This window comes from Serratia sp. JKS296 (assembly GCF_900215445.1).
GTDB classification, from domain to species: Bacteria; Pseudomonadota; Gammaproteobacteria; order Enterobacterales; family Enterobacteriaceae; genus Serratia; species Serratia marcescens.
In genome coordinates, this window is the sequence record NZ_OCMX01000001.1 from 43,815 (window position 1) to 63,114 (window position 19,300).

The 19,300-nt window shown below is 56.5% G+C and carries 22 protein-coding genes; 9 read left to right on the forward strand and 13 right to left on the reverse strand.

Annotated elements, in window-relative coordinates; translation table 11 throughout:
- Positions 1 to 22: 22 nt before the first annotated feature.
- Together CRO23_RS00230 and CRO23_RS25030 are read right to left on the reverse strand one after the other, a co-directional pair.
- The gene (locus tag CRO23_RS00230; RefSeq protein WP_097101178.1) at positions 23 to 403 is read right to left on the reverse strand and encodes a hypothetical protein; all 381 of its coding nucleotides are present in this window, start codon (positions 401 to 403) and stop codon (positions 23 to 25) included.
- A 4-nt stretch (positions 404 to 407) separates the two neighbouring features.
- Complete coding sequence (locus CRO23_RS25030) at positions 408 to 581, reverse strand: hypothetical protein (RefSeq protein ID WP_176519308.1); 174 nt, start codon at positions 579 to 581, stop codon at positions 408 to 410.
- Positions 582 to 972: 391 nt separating this feature from the next.
- Here CRO23_RS25030 and CRO23_RS00235 point away from each other — a divergent pair, with 391 nt between their 5' ends.
- Both CRO23_RS00235 and CRO23_RS00240 read left to right on the forward strand, forming a co-directional pair.
- Positions 973 to 1,614, forward strand: coding sequence for a hypothetical protein (locus tag CRO23_RS00235; protein WP_086580725.1), 642 nt, complete (start codon positions 973 to 975; stop codon positions 1,612 to 1,614).
- Positions 1,611 to 2,837, forward strand: a complete 1,227-nt coding sequence (locus CRO23_RS00240) for an XRE family transcriptional regulator (RefSeq protein WP_086580724.1) — start codon at positions 1,611 to 1,613, stop codon at positions 2,835 to 2,837. Before CRO23_RS00235 ends, CRO23_RS00240 begins: the two co-directional genes overlap by 4 nt.
- 447 nt (positions 2,838 to 3,284) lie before the next feature.
- On the opposite strand, the gene CRO23_RS00250 is transcribed toward CRO23_RS00240, so the two are convergent.
- Entirely contained in the window at positions 3,285 to 4,544 is a 1,260-nt protein-coding gene (locus tag CRO23_RS00250; RefSeq protein ID WP_097101180.1) for a tyrosine-type recombinase/integrase, read from the reverse strand.
- 187 nt (positions 4,545 to 4,731) lie between these two features.
- Positions 4,732 to 5,595: a YicC/YloC family endoribonuclease gene (locus CRO23_RS00255; RefSeq protein ID WP_015379441.1), complete on the reverse strand. Its 864-nt coding sequence runs from the start codon at positions 5,593 to 5,595 to the stop codon at positions 4,732 to 4,734.
- A gap of 126 nt (positions 5,596 to 5,721) precedes the next feature.
- On the opposite strand from CRO23_RS00255, the gene rph reads away from it, so the two are divergent.
- Together rph and pyrE are read left to right on the forward strand one after the other, a co-directional pair.
- Entirely contained in the window at positions 5,722 to 6,438 is a 717-nt protein-coding gene (gene rph, locus CRO23_RS00260) for a ribonuclease PH (protein WP_025160305.1), read from the forward strand.
- A 96-nt stretch (positions 6,439 to 6,534) separates the two neighbouring features.
- Positions 6,535 to 7,176 carry an orotate phosphoribosyltransferase gene (pyrE, locus tag CRO23_RS00265; protein WP_004931204.1) on the forward strand — a complete coding sequence of 214 codons (642 nt, stop codon included), beginning with the start codon at positions 6,535 to 6,537 and terminating at the stop codon, positions 7,174 to 7,176.
- A gap of 31 nt (positions 7,177 to 7,207) precedes the next feature.
- On the opposite strand, the gene slmA is transcribed toward pyrE, so the two are convergent.
- From slmA to coaBC, 3 genes are all read right to left on the reverse strand, one after another.
- Positions 7,208 to 7,804: a nucleoid occlusion factor SlmA gene (slmA, locus tag CRO23_RS00270; protein ID WP_025304700.1), complete on the reverse strand. Its 597-nt coding sequence runs from the start codon at positions 7,802 to 7,804 to the stop codon at positions 7,208 to 7,210.
- Positions 7,805 to 8,054: 250 nt separating this feature from the next.
- Complete coding sequence (gene dut / locus CRO23_RS00275) at positions 8,055 to 8,513, reverse strand: dUTP diphosphatase (RefSeq protein ID WP_016929680.1); 459 nt, start codon at positions 8,511 to 8,513, stop codon at positions 8,055 to 8,057.
- A complete protein-coding gene (gene coaBC / locus CRO23_RS00280; protein ID WP_176519309.1) occupies positions 8,491 to 9,708 on the reverse strand; it encodes a bifunctional phosphopantothenoylcysteine decarboxylase/phosphopantothenate--cysteine ligase CoaBC in 1,218 nt (405 codons plus the stop codon). The genes dut and coaBC overlap by 23 nt, the downstream gene beginning before the upstream one ends.
- 183 nt (positions 9,709 to 9,891) lie before the next feature.
- Here coaBC and radC point away from each other — a divergent pair, with 183 nt between their 5' ends.
- The 4 genes from radC to mutM all read left to right on the forward strand — a co-directional run bounded on the left by radC (position 9,892) and on the right by mutM (position 12,150).
- Positions 9,892 to 10,575 carry a RadC family protein gene (gene radC / locus CRO23_RS00285; protein WP_016929682.1) on the forward strand — a complete coding sequence of 228 codons (684 nt, stop codon included), beginning with the start codon at positions 9,892 to 9,894 and terminating at the stop codon, positions 10,573 to 10,575.
- A 262-nt stretch (positions 10,576 to 10,837) separates the two neighbouring features.
- The gene (gene rpmB / locus CRO23_RS00290; RefSeq protein ID WP_004931195.1) at positions 10,838 to 11,074 is read left to right on the forward strand and encodes a 50S ribosomal protein L28; all 237 of its coding nucleotides are present in this window, start codon (positions 10,838 to 10,840) and stop codon (positions 11,072 to 11,074) included.
- 11 nt (positions 11,075 to 11,085) lie between these two features.
- Positions 11,086 to 11,253, forward strand: coding sequence for a 50S ribosomal protein L33 (rpmG, locus tag CRO23_RS00295; protein ID WP_002442576.1), 168 nt, complete (start codon positions 11,086 to 11,088; stop codon positions 11,251 to 11,253).
- An 81-nt stretch (positions 11,254 to 11,334) separates the two neighbouring features.
- Positions 11,335 to 12,150 (forward strand): bifunctional DNA-formamidopyrimidine glycosylase/DNA-(apurinic or apyrimidinic site) lyase, encoded by an 816-nt coding sequence (mutM, locus tag CRO23_RS00300; protein WP_028128080.1) that lies wholly within the window; start codon positions 11,335 to 11,337, stop codon positions 12,148 to 12,150.
- Positions 12,151 to 12,153: 3 nt separating this feature from the next.
- On the opposite strand, the gene coaD is transcribed toward mutM, so the two are convergent.
- From coaD to waaA, 3 genes are read right to left on the reverse strand one after another with little or no spacing between them, the layout of a single operon-like run.
- Positions 12,154 to 12,639, reverse strand: coding sequence for a pantetheine-phosphate adenylyltransferase (coaD, locus tag CRO23_RS00305; RefSeq protein WP_004931181.1), 486 nt, complete (start codon positions 12,637 to 12,639; stop codon positions 12,154 to 12,156).
- 3 nt (positions 12,640 to 12,642) lie between these two features.
- Positions 12,643 to 13,416, reverse strand: a complete 774-nt coding sequence (locus CRO23_RS00310) for a glycosyltransferase family 2 protein (RefSeq protein ID WP_016929684.1) — start codon at positions 13,414 to 13,416, stop codon at positions 12,643 to 12,645.
- On the reverse strand, positions 13,417 to 14,694 hold the full coding sequence (waaA, locus tag CRO23_RS00315) for a lipid IV(A) 3-deoxy-D-manno-octulosonic acid transferase (protein WP_097101182.1): 1,278 nt from the start codon (positions 14,692 to 14,694) through the stop codon (positions 13,417 to 13,419).
- Between the two features lie 125 nt (positions 14,695 to 14,819).
- Between waaA and CRO23_RS00320 the strand changes: the two genes are divergently transcribed.
- Positions 14,820 to 15,833 (forward strand): glycosyltransferase family 9 protein, encoded by a 1,014-nt coding sequence (locus CRO23_RS00320; RefSeq protein WP_097101184.1) that lies wholly within the window; start codon positions 14,820 to 14,822, stop codon positions 15,831 to 15,833.
- A gap of 44 nt (positions 15,834 to 15,877) precedes the next feature.
- Here the strand turns inward: CRO23_RS00320 and CRO23_RS00325 are convergent, their stop codons facing one another.
- The 3 genes from CRO23_RS00325 to rfaQ are packed head-to-tail and all read right to left on the reverse strand — an operon-like array spanning position 15,878 to position 19,187.
- Positions 15,878 to 16,978 carry a glycosyltransferase gene (locus CRO23_RS00325; RefSeq protein ID WP_079450581.1) on the reverse strand — a complete coding sequence of 367 codons (1,101 nt, stop codon included), beginning with the start codon at positions 16,976 to 16,978 and terminating at the stop codon, positions 15,878 to 15,880.
- A 2-nt stretch (positions 16,979 to 16,980) separates the two neighbouring features.
- Positions 16,981 to 18,108: a glycosyltransferase family 4 protein gene (locus CRO23_RS00330; RefSeq protein ID WP_016929688.1), complete on the reverse strand. Its 1,128-nt coding sequence runs from the start codon at positions 18,106 to 18,108 to the stop codon at positions 16,981 to 16,983.
- Positions 18,105 to 19,187, reverse strand: a complete 1,083-nt coding sequence (gene rfaQ / locus CRO23_RS00335; protein WP_097101186.1) for a putative lipopolysaccharide heptosyltransferase III — start codon at positions 19,185 to 19,187, stop codon at positions 18,105 to 18,107. Before rfaQ ends, CRO23_RS00330 begins: the two co-directional genes overlap by 4 nt.
- Positions 19,188 to 19,300: the final 113 nt, after the last annotated feature.

Genomic DNA, 19,300 nt, shown 5'->3' on the forward strand with positions numbered 1-19,300 from the left:
ATATTTGGTTGGACTACTCAGCTCAATGGGCTGCATCGCCGTACCTCACTTTGTCAATCCACTCCGCTACATAGGCAATCAGCACTCGCCACATATTTGCCCCAAAATCTGAAAGTAATGCGTTTTCTGTTATGCACTTATCAAGCACAGTGAGGGCAACCAACTGCCAGCCGTCGGGGTGTTCGATTTTCAACACAGGGAAGAAGTAGGCGTCAATCAGTTCTGCCACATCGTTAGAGGTTAGCGGCGTAGAGACATTACGGCCTTCAGGGGTTGTTATAAGCAAAAATTCTTCCTGATTGGATACCGCAATAGCGTGAGCCACATTATGAAGCTTTAGGGTAACCTGCCGATTAATCTTGCCGATATTTTCGTCATAGCCGATATGATTTGTAACTGGCATAGAATTAACCTGCGGCTATATTGCTTAACGCATTACCGATCAGCTTCCGAGCGATCTCATGAATGCTGGGTGTTAAACCAAGGGCTGACTTGCTTCTTTCTGCCTCCTGGATCTGTCGGATAGCGTTCATCTGCTCTTTGCTGAGTAGTACTGGTCTCACGCTTTCACGTACTGTCATGGTCCCGTTCCTCCTATCGCTTTTTTTTTCTCTCTCACCAGTATTTCATAAATTGCAACAAAATCAACTTTGTTGCAATTTATGAAACATTAATTGTTATGGTTAATGATCATTCTGTTCCATGTTCTCCAAAGGCCACACAGTTTCGCCCGCTGTATGGCCTTTTTTTATCCTCCGGAATTACGCGTGATCTGTCGGGTAGGGAGAGGTTGAGTAGAGTAGATGAGAGGGAAGGCGCAAAACCTAGCATTTGAGGACATACCTGAGCGTTGTAGTTGTGCAAATTATCCTCGTTAGGGTGCATAATTTTCTTTCAATGTTGATCACTCGAAAAAATAGGAGTATAAAATCTCGTTATGCGAAATATAAATAGCGCCTTGGAGTCAGTATCGTGAATGAGTCAAAAATCGCAGATTTGTTACTTGAAAATCTTCCACGCCAGCTTGTTCTCGGTCTCCGTGAAGCGCTTTTCGTAGGTGCTGAAAGAGCCTTTAAGGCAGCGGTAAGTAAGAATCGGGGTCATCGTGCAACCGCTCTGGGGTTTGAACGATATCTTCAGATGAACGAAACAATACATGAAGTGTTTGAGGCAAACGGTTGTGAGCCAGCAAAATTACGTGGGAACACTATAGTTGAAGGTAAAAGCGGTATCTTCAAAATCGCCCGTGAGAACTACAGTGATACAAGGTGGAAACGTCTTTTCCAGAGTAAAAGAAAGCAGACTCTGATTGAGGATAACGCGGCTATAGAGTCGATAGTTCAACCTGATCTTTTTGCTGAACCAGGTATCGTTACTCGGGCGTCAGTGTTCTTTGTTTCTCAGTTTTCTGGCTCGCTGGATGTACAACCGGATGCTCCTCTCTCCATTGAATTGGTTGTCCCAAGTTCTGACAGAAAGCTATGGCTTTTTCACGAACCAATTGATGTGTTCCTGACTCGTTATGATAAAGTTCAGGCACAAAAAGACACCGCTTTCTCTAAATTCAAAGCGGGGGTCATCAAACTTGATGGTAGTAAGGAAGGTCCAGAATGAGCCGTGGGATCAACGAATTCCAACCGGAGCGCTTAATACAAGTCTTGGCAGCAAGACGGCAAACCCAGACACAACTTGCAACTATGGTGGGGGTTTCTCCTGCCACGATTAGCAAGTGGCGTTCAGGTCAACAGGCACCGGAGGCTGAAGCCCTCAAACGTTTAGCGTCAGTAGTTAATGTGTCTCCAGAGTGGTTTACACGTCCAATGCCACCAAAGATGTCGAGGCCGTTATTTCGCAGTAATGCATCAGCTCATGTGGCTGCTCGAGCTATGCTTGAAGCGCGCCTTCAATGGGCAGAAGAGTTAGTTCTGGGGTTATCTGAGTTTGTTGATTTCCCTGCTCTATCCCTGCCTGTTTATAAATTCTCCGATCTTGATGAGATTGGGGATTCTGACATTGAAGCTGCGGCTATAGAGTGTCGGAAACTCTGGGGCCTTGGCTCCGGTGTCATGCCCGACCTGGCTTTGGCGGTTGAGAGCAACGGTATCATTTTGGTACGAGAAGAAACAGGTGTTGCTCAAATTGAGGGTTTGTCAGCGTGGAGCGAAGCATTGGATCGCCCGCTAATTTTGTTGTCTTCTGATAAGGGGAATGCGTTTAGAAGTCGTTTTGACTTAGCACACGAACTTGGTCATTTAGTTCTGCATCGCTATGTTGATGATTCCCTGGACCCGGAACGTTATAAGCTTAAAGAAAGCCAAGCGCACCAGTTTGCGGGGGCTTTATTGCTACCTGCAGAAAACTTTGCTGAAGAGATCCGTACGCCAGTGACTCTTGACAGCCTGCTACTGATTAAACAACGTTACGGTATTTCAGTTGCAGCCACGATCATGCGTTTGCATGTCTTGGGTATTATTAGCGACGAAGAAAAACAGAACCTGTATAAGCGCCGTTCCGCAAGGTGGGGGGTAAAATCTGAGCCTGGTGATGATAGCCGTGTTCCTGAGCAACCGCGTTTGCTTAAGCGCACTATTGAGCTGCTGATTTCTTCTGGAGTTATGGCTATTGACGCAGTATCAAATTACGTAGGGCAATCAGATAGAGATGTAGAGATGCTTGCCGGCCTGCCCGAGGGCTACTTAAATGGCACGAAGGCTGAGGTTGTCCACCTTGCGCGTTTGAAATCTATGATCCAGCAGCATAAGCAAGAGAACGCTGGTGGCGACAATAATGGATCGATAGTTCAGTTTTCACGGATACCAAAACGTTCAAACTCGTGATTGAAGAAAGCCGACGCAATGTCGGCTTTTTCATACCAATCTTCTTATACCTTACGGTTATTTTCCTCCCATTCCATCACATCAGACTGACGCCATCGGTTAGGAACTCCAGGGATTGTGGGGGCGGGGAATGGGAGTAAGAAAGCCCGAGGCATCTTGTCCTTATCTCTCCACTTCCACAGTGTTTTCTCTGAAATCTGGTAACGCGCGAGTATATCTCTTGTAAAAATAACGGGGTCTTTGTGCATCATGATCTCCTAATTGGTATTTGTTGGTACCGATCGGAGTATCGAGGTTTTCGGGCACCGGGGGTGAAACGACCTTATAAAAAGTCGTTTCAGTAGTCGTTTCATTCAACTAATTGATTTATATATAAATATTTATTGGTGAAACGTTGAAACAACTGAAACGACTATAATTACGCTCACGCATACGCGCGGGGGAAAGCTACTTCCTATTCGTTATGGATACAACGTTGTAATTTTCACCCTGTTCCAGCGCCACCAGCAGATCGGCCCACAACTCCAACGCTGCCCGGCGTTCCGCAAAGTACTGGTGTCGGTTATAGATACCCTCAACACCTTTGATGCGATGATTCAGGCAGCGTTCTGCAACAATCGGATCAACACCCAGCGCCGCTAAATGGGTACGGGCAGTGCGGCGGAAGTCATGAATAGTGAAGTTCAGCACTTCCGACATTTCGCGGCGTACTTTGCCCAATGCGACAGGGAGAGTACTTTCCTGAATATGGGGGATCATCCGGTGCTGCATTTTCCTGGCGGGGAGCACCCATTTGCTGTTGCTGGAAAAACTGTGCAATTCCCTGAGCCATGCAACAGCTGGTGGAGGTAAGGGAATATCGATAGCGTCGCCATTCTTGGCGCGCTCTGCAGGAAGGTGCCACACTGCTTCATCTAAATCGAATTCATCCCATGTAGCGCCGCACAGCTCCATTTTGCGGCAACATAGCGTAAGGATCAGCTTCATGGTTAATTCGTTCTCGCGGCTGAAACCTTTTGCCATACGCATTGCCCGGAAAAACTGCATAAGTTCTTCGCGGGTTAGCCAACGTTCCCGGCTTTTCTCCTGGCCACCAGCGTCGGAAATCTCAAAAGCTCCGGTGGGGTTAATTTCCAGCATGTGCCGTTTAATACCGTAGTCGAAAATACGACGGGTCCAGCGCAGTACATCGTTGGCAATGGTTGGCGCACCCCGAGCGACGATCTTCTGCAGCATATCGTCAATGTGTCTAGGGCGAACATCCTCAACCTTGAGATGGCCAATATTGGGGTTTATGTCCTTATCGATACGGCGGCGCAGAATATCGGGATGTTTCCATCTTCCAAGGATCTGCCGCTCGAAATACTCGGAGGCCAGTTCTGATACCCGGAGCGCGTTTTTCCCCTGCTCGATTTTCTCTAGTGCGTTAGCTTTGCGTTCCTGCTTCTCCCCGGCAACGTCATAACCCAGGGCAACACGGGCAGAAAGCTCTTTGGCGGTTTCCCTAGCTTTGGCTAACGATAGTTCGACATAGGAGCCAATAACCATAGCCCTCGTTTTACCTGCAAACTTATATCTGAAACGCCATACCGGGGATCTATCTACTTCTCTATAGCGCAAATAGAGCCCATTACCATCTGAGCGTCCTTCAAATCGTTCTCCCGCCTTAACCCATGCCCGTATCTGCATATCTGTGAGCTTTGCCATAATCCCGCCTGAGCATTGAATCTATCGTGTACCCAAAGTGATCTGCCTTACTTCGCAATGGGTACATGCTTGGGTACATAAATAAGTTGCGATTTGATGAGAGTATATGCGATGGCATGACATTAAAAAAGCCCGCGAATATGCGGGCAGTCTGGATTTTTGCGATTACGTGAGACGCTATGCAATGTTACTCAATGTTTTGGATCTGCTCGCGCATCTGCTCGATCAACACCTTCAGCTCGATGGCGGAGGCGGTGACGTCGGCATTGATCGACTTGGAGGCCAGGGTGTTCGATTCGCGGTTGAATTCCTGCATCATAAAGTCGAGGCGGCGGCCGACGGCTTCTTTCTTCTTCAGGATGTTGTGCGTCTCTTTCACGTGCGCTTCCAGACGATCCAGCTCTTCGGCGACGTCGATGCGCTGCGCCATCAGCACCAGCTCTTGCTCCAGGCGGGTGTTTTCCAACTGCACCTGCGCCTCTTCCAGCTTGCTGACCAGGCGCTCGCGCTGCCATTGCAGGATGTTCGGCATCTGGGCGCGCACTTTGACCACTTCGGCGCTGACGCCGTCGAGGCGCTGTTCGATCAGCGTTTTCAGCGCGGCGCCTTCGCTTTCGCGTGCGACGATAAAGTCATCCAGCGCGCCGTCCAGCGCCTGCATCAGCTCGGCGCTGATGGCGTCCAGATCCTGCTCCTGCGCGGACATCACGCCCGGCCAGCGCAGCACGTCGATCGGGTTGATTTCCCCTTCGTCGCTCTGCATTTTCACCCAGTTGGCGGCTTCGACCAGCTGTTTGGCCAGTTTTTCGTTCAGGATCAGCGAGCTTTGCGCGCTTGGATCCAGTTCGAAACGCAGGTTGCATTCGACTTTGCCGCGGGTCAGGCGGCCACGGATACGTTCACGGATCACCGGCTCCAGGCTGCGGAATTGTTCCGGCAGGCGGATGTAGGTTTCTAAGTAGCGCTGGTTAACGGAACGCAGCTCCCAGGCTGCGCTGCCCCATTCACCCTTGATTTCACGCCGGGCGTAGGCGGTCATGCTGCGGATCATTGATGCGTACCCGTAATAGGAAAAGATGGGGCGATTATAGCGTCGCGGCTGCGGGCAGGATAGGCATTACGTCACGAAGCCCGTATAATGCGCAGCCAATAGTTGATTTGAAGCCGGAGAGAGCCCATGCGTCCTGCAGGCAGAGCACCACAGCAAGTTCGCCCCCTGACACTGACCCGTCACTATACCAAACACGCTGAAGGTTCAGTGCTGGTTGAGTTTGGCGATACCAAAGTCTTGTGCACCGCCACGGTAGAAGAGGGCGTTCCGCGCTTCCTGAAAGGCCAGGGGCAAGGTTGGATCACCGCCGAGTACGGCATGCTGCCGCGCTCCACCCACAGCCGCAACGCCCGTGAAGCCGCCAAAGGCAAACAGGGTGGCCGCACGCTGGAGATCCAGCGCCTGATCGCTCGCTCGCTGCGCGCCGCGGTGGATCTGAAAAAGCTCGGTGAATTCACCATCACCCTCGACTGCGACGTACTGCAGGCCGACGGCGGCACCCGCACCGCTTCCATCTCCGGCGCCTGCGTGGCGCTGGCCGACGCGCTGAACACGCTGGTGGCCAACGGCAAGCTGAAAGCCAATCCGATGAAGGGCATGGTGGCGGCGGTTTCCGTCGGCATCGTCAATGGCGAAGCGCTGTGCGATCTGGAGTATGTGGAAGATTCCGCGGCGGAAACCGACATGAACGTAGTGATGATGGAAGACGGCCGCATGATTGAAGTGCAGGGCACCGCCGAAGGCGAGCCGTTCAGCCACGATGAGCTGTTGGCGCTGTTGGCGCTGGCCCGAGGGGGCATCGAAACCATCTTCCAGGCGCAGAAAGCGGCGCTGGCGGACTGATTTTTCAAGGCGACTGAGAAGTCGCCTTTTTTATGCCCGGCGATCGGGCGGCAGTAATGACAAGACCCAAGCAGATTCAGACGAGGAGAAGCAGTAATGAAAGCCTATCAGCGCCAGTTTATCGAGTTCGCGCTTAACAAGCAGGTATTGAAATTCGGCGAGTTCACCCTGAAATCCGGCCGCACCAGCCCGTATTTCTTCAACGCCGGCCTGTTTAATACCGGGCGCGATCTTGCGCTGTTGGGGCGCTTCTACGCTGAAGCCCTGATGGATTCCGGCATCGATTTCGATCTGCTGTTTGGCCCGGCCTATAAAGGCATTCCTATCGCCACCACCACGGCGGTGGCGCTGGCGGAACACCATGAGCGCGACGTGCCTTACTGCTTTAACCGCAAGGAGGCCAAGACTCACGGCGAAGGCGGTTCGCTGGTGGGCAGCCCGCTGCAGGGGCGCGTGATGCTGGTGGACGATGTGATCACCGCCGGCACCGCGATCCGCGAGTCGATGGAAATCATCGGTGCCAGCGGCGCTTCGCTGGCGGGCGTGCTGATCTCCCTCGACCGTCAGGAACGCGGCCGCGCGGATATCTCCGCCATTCAGGAAGTGGAACGCGACTATCACTGCAAGGTGATTTCAATCGTCACGTTGAAGGATCTGATCGCCTATCTGGAAGAGAAACCGGAGATGGCGGACCACCTGGCGGCGGTACGCGCTTACCGCGAGCAGTACGGGGTATAAATAACAACGCCGGGCATGCCCGGCGTGTTCGTTATTGCAGCTGTGCCGCCAACAGCGGCCAGCGGGCGTCGAATTCCTGTGTGGGGCGATAGCGGAATTCCGAACGCACATAGCGCGACAACATGCCTTCGCAGAAGGCCAGCAACTGGCTGGCCAACAGCGTTTCATCGACGATAAAGCCTTTGCCTTCGCGCAATTTGCGCTCTTTCAGCACCTGACGCAGCTGCGCCTCGATGCGTTCGAACAGCTGGTTGATGCGGCCCTGCAGGCGATCCTGTTCAAACATCAGCGCGTGGCCGGTCATGATGCGCGTCAGCCCCGGGTTGCGTTCCGCAAAGCCCAGAATCAGCAGTAAAATCAGGCGCAGACGATTGAACGTCTCTTTCTCGTCCTGCAAGATCAGGTTGATGCGGGTGATCAGGCTGTCTTCGATAAACTCGATCAGACTGTCGAACATCCGTGTCTTGCTGGGGAAATGCCGGTACAGCGCAGCTTCAGAAACACCCACGTTTGCGGCGAGCTTGGCGGTGGTGATGCGTTGGCTGCCGTCGCTGGATTCCAGCATCTGGGCTAACGCCTGCAATATTTCCTCGCGCCGATTCCTTTTCGTATTTTCTTTTTCTGCCATGTCTGATTAGACCCTTGCTAAAACTTAACTGACGGAAACCCGGGCACCGGCCGCTGCAGAGCAGGCTCTGTGCGGCTTATGTGATAGCTTTTTTACGATGCTGGGGTCAGCGGCCTTAACGGCCTTTTTCCGCGCTGCCTGGTGTGCGCTGCAATTGTCGCGGTAAAACCTTGCCGCAGAGACATCCCTCTCCCCGGAAAGCAAGGTTCAGGCGACGTTTCCCTGCCGGCCCTCGTGCATTGGGTGGCGCTTAGTGGCGCCCCGAGTGGCCGAAGCCGCCTTCGCCGCGTTCGCTGCTGTCGAACTCTTCTACCAGGTTGAATTCGGCCTGCACCACCGGCACGAAGACCATCTGCGCGATGCGTTCGCCCGGCTCGATGGTGAAGTGCTTCTGGCCGCGGTTCCAAACGGACACCATCAGCTGGCCCTGATAATCGGAGTCGATCAGGCCGACCAGGTTGCCCAGCACGACGCCGTGCTTATGGCCGAGGCCTGAGCGCGGCAGGATCACCGCCGCCAGGCCGGCGTCGGCGATGTGGATCGCGAGGCCGGTAGGCAGCAGCGTGGTTTCACCCGGCGCCAGCTCTACCGCGCTATCCAGGCAGGCGCGCAGGTCGAGACCGGCGGAGCCCGGCGTAGCGTAGGTCGGTAGCGGGAAATCCTGACCGATGCGCGGGTCGAGGATCTTAACGTCGATTTTTTTCATCATAACGGCTGACTATCTCGTCTATTAAACGTTGGCCAAGGAGTGCCTTGTCGCTCAGCGCCAGGCGCTTTTCTCCATCCTGCCAAAAAAGGTGCAGGGCATTGGTGTCGCTGTTGAACCCGTGCTCTGCAAGCGAAACATCGTTAGCGCAAATCAAATCCAGCTTCTTACGCGCCAGTTTTTGCCGCGCGTATTCTTCCACATTCTGGGTTTCGGCGGCAAACCCCACGACAAACGGTCGATTTTTGGTCATCGCCGCCACGCCGGCGACGATATCGGGGTTTTTTACCATCTTGAGGACGATTTCATCACCCTGTTTTTTTATTTTTTCATCGGCGATCTGCTCGGGGCGGTAGTCGGCCACGGCGGCGCAGGAGATGAAAATCTGCTGCTGCGCGGCGCGCTGTTGCACTGCCTGCTCCATCTCCAGCGCACTGGTGACGTCCACGCGTGCGACCCTCGGCGGCGTCGGCAGGCTCACCGGCCCGGCGATCAGCGTCACCTGCGCGCCGCGGGCGGCGGCGGCGCGGGCGATGGCGAAGCCCATTTTGCCGGAGCTGTGATTGCTGATGAAACGCACCGGATCCAGCGCTTCACGCGTTGGGCCGGCGGTGATCATAACCTGCAAATGTTGCAGATCCTGCGGAGCGGAGAAATGACCGTTCGCCAGCTCGACGATGTCCAGCGGATCCAGCATGCGGCCCGGGCCGACGTCGCCGCAGGCCTGGCTGCCGCTGTCCGGCCCCCAGAGCAGCATGCCGCGCGCCTGCAGCGTTTGCAGGTTGGCCTGTGTGGCGGCGGCGCGATACATCTGCTGGTTCATGGCGGGGGCGGCGGCGATGGGGGCGTCGGTCGCCAGGCAGACGGTGGTCAGCAGATCGTTGGCCATGCCGGTGGCGACGCGCGCCAGCAGATCGGCGGTCGCCGGCGCCAGAATCACCAGATCCGCCCATTTGCCGAGTTCGATGTGGCCCATGGCGGCTTCGGCGGCGGGATCCAACAGATCGTCGGACACCGGGTGGCCGGAAACGGCCTGCAGCGTCAGCGGCGTAATGAACGCCTTGGCGGCGTGGGTCATCACCACGCGCACTTCCGCGCCCCTGTCGCGCAGGCGGCGCACCAGCTCTGGGCATTTGTAGGCGGCGATGCCGCCGCTGATGCCAAGCACAATATGTTTGCCGGAAAGTCCCGTCATCATCATTGTCCGATTGAAAGCCGAAAGATGCGCCATTTTAGCATATCCGCCGTTCAGGTGAGTGATTCCGCAATGGCTGCAGGGCGTTACATTGTGCTTTGCGAAACACTTCGCAATGTTATCAAACACCTGTCGAACGCGCCGGGCGGCGCGTGGCATGCTGTAGCCCTTTCAGGGAGGAACACGATGAGCAACCCGACTGTGGCGTGCTGGCCGGGCGCGCTGGCGCCGCGTGAAAAGCTGTTGATGCAGGGGGCCGCGGCGCTGTCCGACGCGGAGCTGTTGGCCATTTTCTTGCGCACCGGGTTGCCCGGCGTGCACGTGATGCAGCTGGCGGAGCAGCTGCTGCGCCGGTTCGGCTCGCTTTACCACCTGATGTCGGCCGATCATCAGGCGTTTTGCAGTCAAAAAGGCCTGGGCGACGCCAGCTATACGCAGCTGCAGGCGATTGCCGAGCTGGCGCTGCGCTTCTTTTCCAGCCATTTGTCGCAGGAAAACGCCATGCTCAATCCGCGCGTCACCCAGCATTATCTGCAAAGCCTGCTGGCGCATCGCGAGCGAGAGGTCTTTTTGGTATTGTTTTTAGACAATCAGCACCGGGTTATTCGCCATCAGGAGATGTTTGCTGGTACCATCAGCAGCGTCGTCGTCTACCCGAGAGAAATTGTGCGTGAAGCGTTGAAGGCTAATGCCGCCGCGCTGATTCTCGCGCATAATCACCCTTCGGGTAAGGCTGAACCCAGTCATGCCGACCGTTTAATAACGGAACAGGTGGTGAAAGCCTGTCAGTTATTGGAGATCCGAGTGCTTGATCATTTGGTGATCGGTCGGGGTGAATGCGTCTCTTTTGCCGAGCGCGGATGGCTTTAAGCGATTTTTTCGCGATCCTTGTGGGATCTTTAGCTGTTCGGGACTTGAGCACTTACGCTTCAGAGCGTATACTACGCCACCTTTGAGAATCTTGGGTTTGGCGCAAGAGCCTATCTCAGCAGGTTTCTGACCTGATGTGTGGTTTCTACCTGATGACGAGAGTCTCCTCAGTATGAAGTTTGCTGAGATGGGCTCTAAAAGCCTGACGAGGCGGCCATACCCTATACGAAGCTCGAGCTGATTTGATTTTTGGAGAATAGACATGTCCCGAGTCTGCCAAGTTACTGGCAAGCGCCCGGTGAGCGGTAACAACCGTTCCCACGCAATGAACGCGACCAAACGCCGTTTTCTGCCTAACCTGCACTCACACCGTTTTTGGGTTGAGGCTGAGAAGCGCTTTGTAACTCTGCGTGTATCTGCTAAAGGTATGCGTGTTATCGATAAGAAGGGTATTGAGACGGTTCTGGCCGATCTGCGTGCCCGTGGTGAGAAGTATTAAGGAACTGAATCATGGCTAAAGGTGTTCGCGAGAAGATCAAGCTGGTTTCTTCTGCTGGTACTGGTCACTTCTATACCACCACGAAGAACAAGCGTACTAAGCCGGAAAAATTGGAACTGAAGAAATTCGATCCAGTTGTCCGTCAGCACGTAGTATACAAAGAAGCTAAAATTAAATAATTTTAGTGGATTAATGAAAAACCCGGCCTTGGCCGGGTTTTTTGTTTTATAAAGGGTAGAAAACGTCGGAGGGGAAGCCAGATGCCTGAATTACCGGAAGTTGAGACGAGCAGACGCGGTATAGAGCCTTATCTTGTCGGCCACAGCATTCAGTATGCGGTGGTGCGCAACGCGCGCCTGCGCTGGCCGGTTTCCGAACAGATCCTGACGCTGAGCGATCGGCCGGTGCTCAGCGTGCAGCGCCGGGCCAAATACCTGCTGATCGAGCTGGAGAACGGTTGGATTATCGTGCACCTGGGCATGTCGGGCAGCCTGCGCATGCTGCGCGAGGAAAACGAAGACGAGGCCGGCAAACACGACCACGTCGATCTGGTGATCAGCAACGGCATGATCCTGCGCTATACCGATCCGCGCCGTTTCGGCGCCTGGCTGTGGTGCGAAGACCTGGCGACCAGCAGCGTGTTGGCGCATCTGGGGCCGGAACCGCTGAGCGAAGCGTTCAACGGCGACTACCTGTATGAAAAATCACGCAATAAGCGCACGCTGATCAAACCGTGGCTGATGGATAACAAGCTGGTGGTCGGCGTCGGTAACATTTACGCCAGCGAATCGCTGTTCAGCGCCGGGATCCTGCCCGATCGTCCGGCGGGCTCGTTGAGCAAAGCCGAAGCGGAACTGCTGGCGAAGACCATCAAGGCGGTGTTGCAGCGCTCTATCGAGCAGGGTGGCACGACATTGCGCGACTTTTTGCAGTCGGACGGCAAACCGGGGTATTTCGCGCAGGAGTTGCAGGTTTACGGGCGGGCGGGAGAACCTTGCCGCGCGTGCGGCACGCCGATCGAATCCGCCAAGCACGGGCAGCGCAGCACCTTCTTTTGCCGGCGCTGCCAGCGCTGAGCATCACTCGGCGGCGAGCTTCGCCATCAGCGCTTGCGTCACCACATCAGGCAGGAAAGGCGCAATATCGCCGCCGTGACGCGCGACCTCCTTCACCAGTGAGGAGGAGATGAACGACCACTCTTCGGAAGGCATCAGGAACACGCTTTCCAGCGTCGGCATCAAATGGCGGTTCATGTTCGCCAGCTGCAGTTCGTATTCAAAGTCAGACACCGCACGCAGGCCGCGCACCAGGATGTTGGCATTCTGGTGAGCGGCAAAATGCGCCATCAGCTCGCTGAAGCCCAGTACTTCCACATTGTCCAGATGCGAGGTGACCTGTGTCGCCAACGCCACGCGCTCATCCAGGCTAAACAGCGGCTTTTTGCTTGGGCTGGCGGCGATGGCCAGAATCACGTGATCGAACATCAGCGACGCGCGCGTCACTAAATCCAGGTGGCCGTTGGTCATGGGATCGAACGTCCCGGGATAGATGGCTTTGCTGGTCATGATTCACTTCTCTGAGTAGTTGCGGCCCAATGCCCATAATGCGGCATATTTATTGAAGGTATATTGCGCGTTGACCACCGCCAACAGCAACCCCTGTTTGCCATCCAGGAAGCCGGCGCGCAGCAGCCAGGTTTTGACGAAGGCGCCGAGCGTGTGGGTCAGGATAGACAGATAGCCGCAACGCTTGCCGGCTCGATGACGCTGTGTGGCCCACTCTTCGGCATAGCGCAGCTGTTTGCGCTGGAAGGCGAAGAAGTCGCGGCAGGTCAGGTGCAGCATATCGCCGCTGAGGGGGATGACTTTAGCGTCGCCGATGTTCAGCGACTCGTGCACCAGATCGTCGTTATAGCGATAGCGTGGGTTGGCGTACAGGCGGTTGACGCGGTCGGGATACCAGCCGCTGTGGCGCATGAAGCGGCCAAGGAACAGGTTGCGCCGCGCACAGCTGTAGACGGCGCCGTCGTCCGGTGCGTTCAACACCCGTTCGATGGATTGCCGCAGTTCGGGCGTGACGCGTTCGTCGGCGTCGATCATCAAAACGTAGTCATGGCTGGCGTAGCTTTGCGCCAGCTGACGCTGCTTGCCGAATCCTTGCCAGTCGGTGTGCGTGAAGACTTTGGCGCCCAGGCTTTCGGCGACGGCGACGCTGTCGTCCTCGCTGCCGGAGTCCAGCACGATGATTTCATCGGCCCACTCGACCGAGCGCAGACAGTCCGGCAACAGCCCGGCTTCGTTTTTGGCGATCATCACCACCGACAGGCTTTTGCGGCTGCTCATTCAGTGGCTCCGGGGCGGCAGATGCGGTTCAAGCAGCTGCAGCAGACGCTGCAACGCTCCCTGATTCTGATACAGCACTTCCACCGCATGGCGGCCGTAGTAGCGACGGTAATCTTCGTCAGTCAACAGGGTTTCCACTTCCTTCACCAGCGAATCCACGTCGGCCACGGCGATCAGGCCTTCGGCCTGCGAGAGCTTGGCGCAGATGTCTTTAAAGTTGAAGGTATGCGGACCCATCAGCACCGGGATGGCGTGCGCGGCGGCTTCCAGCGGGTTGTGCCCGCCGCGTTCCACCAGGCTGCCGCCGACAAAGGCCAGATCGGCGATGCCGTACAGCAGCATCAGTTCGCCCATGGTATCGCCGATCACCACTTGGGTGCTGCCAGACGGGATTTCGCCGCTGCTGCGCAGGGTGTAGCTGAAGCCGGCTTTCTGCACCAGCTCCTTGGCGGTCGGGAAGCGTTCCGGGTGACGCGGCACCAGGATCAGCAGCAGGTCGGGGTGTTTTTCCAGCAGCTTGCGGTGCGCTTCCAGCAGGATGGTTTCTTCACCGTCATGGGTGCTGGTGGCGATCCACACCGGGCGGCGCGGCGCCCATTGGCGGCGCAGCGTAACGGCGCGAGCGGCCAGTTCCGGGGTGACGGAGATATCGAATTTCAGGCTGCCGGTTACGGCCAGCTGCGAGCGTTTCAGGCCCAGTTCGATAAACCGATCGCCGTCTTCCTGGTTCTGTGCGGCGATCAGCGTAATGCGGCGCAGCATATCGCGCATGAATCCGCCAATTTTCTTATAGCCGGCGGCGGAGCGGGCCGACAGGCGCGCATTGGCGATCACCAGGGGGATTTGCCGCTGATGCAGCGCGTTGATCAGGTTAGGCCACAGCTCGGTTTCCATGATGATCACCAGCTTGGGATTCACCTGGTCGAGGAAGCGGTTCATGGAACCGGGCAGATCGTAGGGCAGATAGACATGATGCACGTCTTTGCCGAAAGCGGACTGGACGCGTTCTGAACCTGTAGGGGTCATTGTGGTCACAGTTATCGGCAAAGCGGGGTAACGATGGCGCAGCGCCCGCACCAGCGGGATGGCCGCCAGCGTTTCGCCGACGGAGACGGAATGCAGCATGATGCCGCCCGGCACGACTTTCCCGGCGCAGAAGCCATAGCGTTCCGCCCAGCGTTTACGGTAGGCTGGAGCTTTGCGGCTGCGCAGCAGTAAGCGGAGCCAGATCAGGGGTTGGATGAGGTAGAGTAGTACCTGATATAAACGCAGCAACATTCTATCAATTTCATTTATATGGGTTATTCGGAATAGTACCATAACTGGAAGGGAAAGGCGCTAATTTGGTAACCTTGGGTGTCAGTTTCAGACAACCGGCGAGCGATTTCGCCGATAGGCTCGGAATGAAGAATATTTTAATTATTCGCCGCGACAACATCGGCGATCTTGTTTGCACCACGCCTCTGATTGCAGGGGTGAAAATTGCCTATCCAGACGCAAAAGTTTATCTGCTGATCAATAAAGTCAGCCAGGACGTTGTTAAAAACAACCCTCATCTCGAGAAAGTCTTTGTCTATAAAAAGGCCAAGCACAAGGCGAAAAATGAAACGACGTTGGGTGTTTATTTCGAACGTCTGATGATCTTCCTGAAGCTGCGCAAAATAAAGTTCGATGCGGTCATTCTGGCCAACCCGGTGCCATGCAAATACAGCCTGCGTTTAGCGAAAATGGCCGGCGCCACCCATATCATCGGCGCCGATCTGGGCACGAAAGATATTCATCGCCCGTTCCGCAAGGACGATTTCCGCGGCCTCCATCAGGTCGAACACACCTACAGCTATTTATCGGCGATCACCGATCAATCCATTCCGATCCCGCCGGTGCGGGTATTCCTGACGCCTGAAGAGCGGCAATTGGCGGCGCAGCGGCTGCAGGAACGTCTGCCGTCGGTCGAACGGGTATGCGCCGTGCATATCAGCAGCCGCAGCCCGAAAAGACGCTGGCCGGTTGAACGCTATGCCGAAATCATCAACCGTCTGACCGCCGATCCCCACACCGGCGTGCTGATCTTTTGGTCGCCGCAGGGCACGCTGGCGCCGGACGACGTCGGCGATCAGCAGCGCGCCGAACAGCTGCTGGCGCTGTGCCAAAACGAACGCGTCGCGCTTTATCCGACGGCGTCGGTGCGCGAGCTGTTGGGCGGGTTTGATTTATGCGACCGGGTGCTGTGCAGCGACGGTGGGCAGATGCATCTTGCCGCTGCGTTGAATAAGGACATGGTGGTGTTCTTTGGCGATACCGATAAAACGTCCTGGCATCCATGGACCGGCCGTCATCATATTTTGCAGAGCGAGTCGGGGCACTGTGAAGATGTTTCTGTCGATGAGGTTTGGCAGAAAATGCAGGCGCTCAACTAACGAAGAAAATAAGGCAGGCATCCCCTGCCTTATTTATTTTTTTATTATTTTTCTTTCAGCTCAATATATTGATGGCAAATAGGCTCAAGCCCGTAGCTCAGCAATTGCTGTTGATTTATCTGTGGCGGGTTGGCGTAAATTTCCGCCATTTTTTCTGCCAGCGACGCTTCGTTTAATTCCGCCAACGCGTTAGCCATGCCGGCTTTTTCCAGAATTTCCGCAGGGCCGCCCGGACAGCGGGTGCTGACCACTGGCGTGTCGCACAACAGCGATTCTACCAGCACATTGCCAAACCCTTCGCTATCGGAACTGAGCACCAACAGCGAGGCATGGCGGATAAACGGATAGGGATTGGTCTGGAAACCGAGGAACAGCACGCGCTCTGCGATGCCCAAGTCTGCCGCCAGACGCTTGACCTCGGCGACGCGGGCGTCATCCCCGGTGCCGATCAAGGCCAGCGGCGCCTGAATGCCGGAGAGCGCATAGGCTTTCAGCAGGCGGTCATGCCGCTTGGTGGCGTGAAAGCGGCCGACGTGCACCAGATAGTCCTGGCCGGCCAGTTCACAAGGCGCCGCCGCCTGTTGCCGGATGGCGTCGAGGTCGAACGGATTGTTGATGACCGCCAGGCGGCGCGGGCGGATCGGCAAGTTCCGCTGCAGATCGTCGCCGACCGCCTGTGAAACGGCGACGATATTTCTCCCCTGGTAAACGTTGGCGATTTTGCGTTGCTTCAGCCAGCGATCCAGACCCTTGCGGTGGCCGAGGTAGGAGGTGGAGAGAATGCCGTGAATGCAGAACCACAGACGGTCCGAAGCCAGCCGCTTGCTGCGGCTGACGATGCGATCGGTTTTATGCAGGTTGGAGAACACCAGATCGAACGCGCCGCGTTGGCGCTCGTGTTCGGCTATCGCGCGATCCAGCGCGGCGGCGCGGCGCGGCAGCTCGGTCAGCTTGCGCCAGGGGGCACGGCTGCGATCGGCTACCACCTGATAATCAATGCCTGACGGGATAGGGTAATTGCAGACGTCGCGCAGCGAGATCAGACTGACGTCATGCCCCTGTTGCTGCATGCCCTGACACAGGGTCAGCACCACTTTTTCCGCGCCGCCGCCCGGCAGACCATCGATGATCATCAGAATACGCATAGCTAATCCAGTAACCGGTTATAGAGGGAAATGAGCTGTTCGGACAGATGCGCCGGCGTAGCCGTCATAATGCGCAATCTCGCCGCTTCGCCCATGGATGAGCCCAGCGCCTGGCGCGGCAGTGCCCGAATAGCCTCCGTGATGGCCGGTACATCGAGCGCGTCGGTCACGAAGCCGTTCTGGCCTGGGGTGATAAACTCGGCGCCGCCGCAGGTGGTGCTGGTGATAACCGGCAGGCCGCATGACATGGCTTCCAGAATCACATTCGGGAATGGATCGTACAGCGTCGGCAGCAGCAGCGCGTCCGCGGCCTGATAGAACGGCAGGGTCTGCTTCTGCACGCCCATAAAGTGAATGCGATCGCCGCAGCCCAGCGACTGCGCCAGCGCCCGATAGCGTTTTTCGGCTTTGTCTTTACCGACCACCAGGAGGTGGCTGTCGGTCGCCGCCACGGCGCGGATGGCGGCGGCCAGCCCTTTGCGCTCAAAGCCGGAGCCGACGAAGATCAGGCAGTGCGCCTGTTGCGGGATCTGATATTGCTCGCGCAGACGTTGACGCTGGGCCTCGTCGGCGGGCGGGAATTTTTGATTGTCGATGGCGTTATAGATCACCGTGATCTTGTCGGCGGGCACGCCAAAGTCGGCGATGATTTCCTGCTTGATCATCTCGGCATTGCAGATGACGGCTTTCAGCTCGGGCGCGGCGTACATGGCGCGTTCGGCGCACATCACATAGCGGTGATAGCGATTGGAGAACAGCCACTTGCGGCGCCATTCCGGCAGCAGCCGCGCGCGTTGCAGCAGCCAGCGGCGGTGTACGCCGTCGCCGGCGCGATAGATGTCGCAGCCGGGAATGCGCTCGTGGCTTTGCACCAGATCGAAGCGCTCTTTCTGCCACAGCGCTCTGGCCGCCACGGCGAAGCCCCGTTCGCGGCTGATGCGGCCGAGCTTTAATGGATTGCACAGGTGGATATGCCAGTTGGGATTGGCGTCACCCTGCCATTCGCGAGTGATGACGTTCAGATCGAGATCCTGTTGCTCCAGCGCTTCCAGGGCGCGGGAAACGAAACGTTCGGCTCCGCCGTCCGGGCGGTATTTTTGGCGAACGATCGCCAAACGAAATGCTTTCATGCCAGCGTGCTCCGCGCGGCTGCAATCACCGCGTCTGTAGGAATAAGGTCGAGATACCGTTCGTCGGTGCCGGTATCGATGGCGTCCGGATCGGGCAGTTCGCCGAAGTCGCCGGCCCAGATCACGGCGCCGGTAGCTTGCCACGGCCGCCAGAAAGTCAGCTTGGAAGGGCCGAACAGCGCCACGCACGGCGTTTGCAGCGCGGCGGCCATGTGCATAGGCACTGAATCCACGCCGATAAACAGTTTGGCGTGGTCGATCAGGGCGGCCAGTTGGCGCAGCGTCAGCTGGCCGGCCAACGAGATCACACCCTGTGGCGGGCAGAGCGCCAAAATGCGCTCGACCATGGCTTGTTCTCTGGCGTCGGGGCCGGAGGTGATCACCAACTGGTGGCCGTCGGCCTGCAAGGCGGTGAGGGTGGCGGCCATTTTCTCTTCGCTCCAGCATTTGAAGAACCAGCGCGAGGTGGGCTGCACCACAATATAACTGCCGGCGACGCCCTGTTTCTGCAACCGTTGCTCACAGGCCTGCCAATCCTGCGGATCGTAACTCATGGTCACATGATCACTGAGCGCGGGCAGGTTCAGCGGCGCCAGCAGCGAGAGATTTTGTTCGACGGTATGCAGGTGGGCGTGATTGTCGACCGGCACCAGCTGCGTGTGGCAGTGGCGCCACAGGAAGCCGCGGCGTTTGGGGAAATCGAAGCCCAGACGGATACGCGCACCGGTCAGGCGCGTGAGGATGGCGCTGCGCCACTGATCGGCCAGGTTGACCACCAGATCGTAGCGTTGCGCCTTCAGGCGACGCAGCAGCGCCAGTTCGTGCCCCAGATGCGCGCGGGCGCCCTGTTTTTTCCATTGACGGTCGATGGCGAACAGCGTCGACAGTTCCGGATTACTGGCCAGCATCTCCTGCGTTTCCTGATACAGCAGCACATCGATCTGCGCCTGCGGGTAGTTTTGCCGCAGGCTGCTGATGACCGGCGTGACCAGCAGCATATCGCCGTGATGGCGCAGTTTTATGATCAAAATACGCTGTACGGATGGGGCGGAAGTTGGGGCTGGCGCGTCGTTCATCATGGGTCGCTTTCTGGGAAACCAATGTTTGATTCTAAATGACACGATCGCATGTGGCTACTGTTGCAAGGTTTTCTTGCCTGGTCGTAAAAAAATCGCCGAGCCGGGGACGAATG